Raw genomic sequence first — 3,922 nt, 5'->3', positions numbered from 1 at the left:
ACCCACCGCTATCGCCAGCAAGCCGGCTCCTACAGTTGATCGTATTCATCCAGACACCTATGCATTTCCCCTGTAGGAGCCAGCTTGCTGGCGATGGCGTCCGTCCAGTCAATAAACAGGTGACTGATCAACCGCTATCGCCGGCAAGCCGGCTCCTACAGTTGATCGTATTCATCCAGACACCTATGCATTTCCCCTGTAGGAGCCAGCTTGCTGGCGATGACGTCCGTCCAGTCAATAAACAGGTTGACTGACCCACCGCTATCGCCGGCAAGCCGGCTCCTACAGTTGATCGTATTCATTCAGACACCTATGCATTTCCCCTGTAGGAGCCAGCTTGCTGGCGATAGCGTCCGTCCAGTCAATAAACAGGTGACTGACCCACCGCCATCGCCGGCAAGCCGGCTCCTACAGTTGATCGTATTCATCCAAACACATTTGCATTTCCCCTGTAGGAGCCAGCTTGCTGGCGATGGCGTCCGTCCAGTCAATAAACAGGTGACTGACCCACCGCTATCGCCAGCAAGCCGGCTCCTACAGTTGATCGTATTCATCCAGACACCTATGCATTTCCCCTGTAGGAGCCAGCTTGCTGGCGATGGCGTCTGTCCAATCAATAAACAGGTGACGGACCTACCGCTATCGCCGGCAAGCCGGCTCCTACAGTTGATCGTATTCATCCAGACACCTATGCATTTCCCCTGTAGGAGCCAGCTTGCTGGCGATGGCGTCCGTCCAGTCAATAAACAGGTGACGGACCTACCGCTATCGCCGGCGAGCCGGCTCCTACAGTTGATCGTATTCATCCAGACACCTATGCATTTCCCCTGTAGGAGCCAGCTTGCTGGCGATGGCGTCTGTCCAATCAATAAACAGGTGACGGACCTACCGCTATCGCCAGCAAGCCGGCTCCTACAGTTGATCGTATTCATCCAGACACCTATGCATTTCCCCTGTAGGAGCCGGCTTGCTGGCGATAGCGTCCGTCCAGTCAATAAACAGGTGACTGACCCACCGCTATCGCCGGCAAGCCGGCTCCTACAGGGGGGATGTGTAAATATCCGAAATTAGTGCGGCCACCACAGTGCGGAAGTGTGCGCACGACCGTAGAGACAGGTCGGCTTTCAGGCCGCCTCGGCGGCTGTGGTGGTAGTCGCCCCCTCGAGAGGCCGAGTGGAGGTTCTGCGCAGTGGGCAACCCGGCATGGATGCCGGGTTAGCCGCCCCCGGCCATGGATGGCCGATGGCGGCGGGTCCACGGAGCAGGACCGGAGCGAGGGCATGCCGAGCCACAGCGAGGCACCGAACGAAAGGGGCAAAAGCGCTTTGGTTACTTTCGCGCTTTTCGAAAGTGACTCGCCGTAAGGGCGAAACCATAAGCCGCCGTGACCGCAGAAACGGATATGACCACACCCAACTTACAAAAATCTGAAAGACTTTATTGTGTTTCCGAATATGCGCTACACAAAATTTTCACAAAGCCTCCAAGACAATTCGCCCGCGCCAGCCGTGCGGATCAGTAATCAATGGCAATGCCGCGGTTGATCGTGCAACATTTGCGCACCGCGCAAACCCCGGGGCCGAGAACTGGCCAACAGAGGGCAGGGCGCAGCTGTAATTTTGAAACTTCAACTTCCAATGGGTCCTAAAACGACATGGCAATCCCGGACGCCCTGAGTCAGCAGCGAGCTTCTAGTCGCCTGCTGCAACCGACCGTCAAATCGCATCTGGCCTACACGCTGCTGTGTGCCCTGGTCATGATGGTCATGTTCAGCCTGCTGCGCGTCGCGCTGCTGGTCTACAACCGCGAGATGATCCTCGACACCCCGGCCTCGACCTTCTTCGAAGCGTTCGCCAACGGTCTGCGCTTCGATCTGCGCCTGGTGGTCTACCTCAGCATTCCGCTGTTGCTGGCGCTGTTCAGCGCCCGGGCCATGGCGGCCCGCGGGTTCTTCCGTTTCTGGCTGACCATCGCGTCGAGCATCGCGCTGTTCCTCGGTCTGATGGAAATGGACTTCTACCGCGAGTTCCACCAGCGCCTCAACGGCCTGGTCTTCCAGTACGTGAAGGAAGACCCGAAAACCGTAATGAGCATGCTTTGGTACGGATTCCCGGTGGTTCGCTACCTGCTGGCCTGGGCCGTGGGCACGTTGATCCTGACCCTGGCGTTCAAGGGCGCCGATCGCGCGACCCGCCCTCGCGGTCCGTTCAGCGGCGGCAGCATAGGCACGCGCCAGATCGCCCCGTGGTACGCGCGCATTGTCGTGTTCGTGGTGTGCCTGCTGGTCTGCGTGGTCGCGGCTCGCGGCACTCTGCGCCAAGGCCCGCCACTGCGTTGGGGTGACGTCTACACTACCGACTCCAACTTCGCCAACCAGCTGGGCCTCAACGGCACATTGTCGCTGGTCGCGGCGGCCAAGAGCCGGATGTCCGAAGATCGCGACAACATCTGGAAAGCCACGCTGCCGCAGCCGCAAGCTCAGCAAATCGTGCGTGACATGCTGGTGATGCCGAACGACAAACTGGTGGATGCCGAGACCGCAGCGGTGCGTCGCGATTACACGCCGCCGGCCGACAAGACTCTGCCGATCAAGAACGTCGTCGTGATCCTGATGGAAAGCATGGCCGGTCACTCGGTCGGCGCCCTCGGTGCACCGGGCAACATCACGCCGTACCTCGACAAACTGTCGAAGGAAGGCCTGCTGTTCGACCGCTTCTTCTCCAACGGCACCCACACCCACCAGGGTATGTTCGCCACCATGGCCTGCTTCCCGAACCTGCCGGGTTTCGAATACCTGATGCAGACCCCGGAAGGCAGTCACAAACTGTCCGGCCTCCCGCAATTGCTCAGCGCCCGCGACTATGACGACGTGTACGTCTATAACGGCGACTTCGCCTGGGATAACCAGTCGGGTTTCTTCAGCAGCCAGGGCATGACCAACTTCATTGGTCGTAACGACTTCGTCAACCCGGTGTTCTCCGATCCAACCTGGGGTGTGTCCGACCAGGACATGTTCGACCGTGGTCTGGTCGAGCTCAAGGCACGGGAAAACGGCAAGCCGTTCTATGCGTTGCTGCAAACCTTGTCCAACCACACGCCATACGCCTTGCCGACGCCATTGCCGGTCGAGCGCGTGACCGATCGTGGCAGCCTGAACGAGCATTTGACCGCCATGCGTTACGCAGACTGGGCGCTCGGTCAGTTCTTTGAAAAGGCCCGCAAGGAGCCTTACTTCAAGGAAACCCTGTTTGTCATCGTCGGTGACCACGGTTTCGGCAACGAGCGCCAGATCACCGAAATGGACCTGGGCCGTTTCAACGTGCCGATGCTGATGATCGCACCGGGCATCCAGGACAAATTCGGCAAACTTGACCACACGGTGGGCACACAGATCGACATCGTACCGACCATCATGGGTCGCATCGGTGGCGAAGTGCGTCATCAGTGCTGGGGGCGTGACCTGCTTGACCTGCCGGAAGGCGACACCGGTTTTGGCGTGATCAAACCGTCGGGCAGCGAGCAGACCACGGCCATTGTCACGGCGGATCAGATTCTGGTCTTGCCGAAAGAAAAGGAAATGGAGCCGAAGATGTATCAGTACGAACTGGGCGCGACACCTCACGCCGAGATCGTACCGAATGCACCTCGCACTGCCGAACTGAAACTCAAGCTCGAAGCGTTCCTGCAAACGGCGACCAAGAGCCTGATCGACAACACCGCCGGTGTCGTTGACGGCAAGCCGGACTAAGCGTTGACGCAATAAAAAAGAGGCCCTTCAAGGGCCTCTTTTTTTTACCTGTGTCCCGTCCTGAATAAGGTTTACACCTTCTGATCTGTTTTTCAGGAGGACGTAATGGAATCAGTAAAAAGGCGTAGTCAGCGAGACTACACGCTGACCTTTAAATTGTCGGTCGTCGATCAA

At 58.4% G+C, this 3,922-nt stretch carries 1 protein-coding gene; it reads left to right on the top strand.

Annotated features, from left to right (window positions below; translation table 11 throughout):
• The first annotated feature begins 1,654 nt into the window (after window positions 1-1,654).
• Entirely contained in the window at window positions 1,655-3,748 is a 2,094-nt protein-coding gene (locus IB254_RS29280) for an LTA synthase family protein (protein WP_192420936.1), read from the top strand.
• The last annotated feature ends 174 nt before the right edge of the window (window positions 3,749-3,922 follow it).

Source organism: Pseudomonas sp. PDM03, assembly GCF_014852385.1.
In the GTDB taxonomy this organism is placed as follows: Bacteria; Pseudomonadota; Gammaproteobacteria; order Pseudomonadales; family Pseudomonadaceae; genus Aquipseudomonas; species Aquipseudomonas migulae.
The sequence above is the reverse complement of the archived record's forward strand: the minus strand, read 5'-3'. Positions and strand labels throughout refer to the sequence as shown.

Bases quoted from the DNA above. Each gene is read 5' to 3' on its own strand.
- IB254_RS29280 (WP_192420936.1), top strand. From the start codon at position 1,655: ATGGCAATCCCGGACGCCCTGAGTCAGCAGCGAGCTTCTAGTCGCCTG.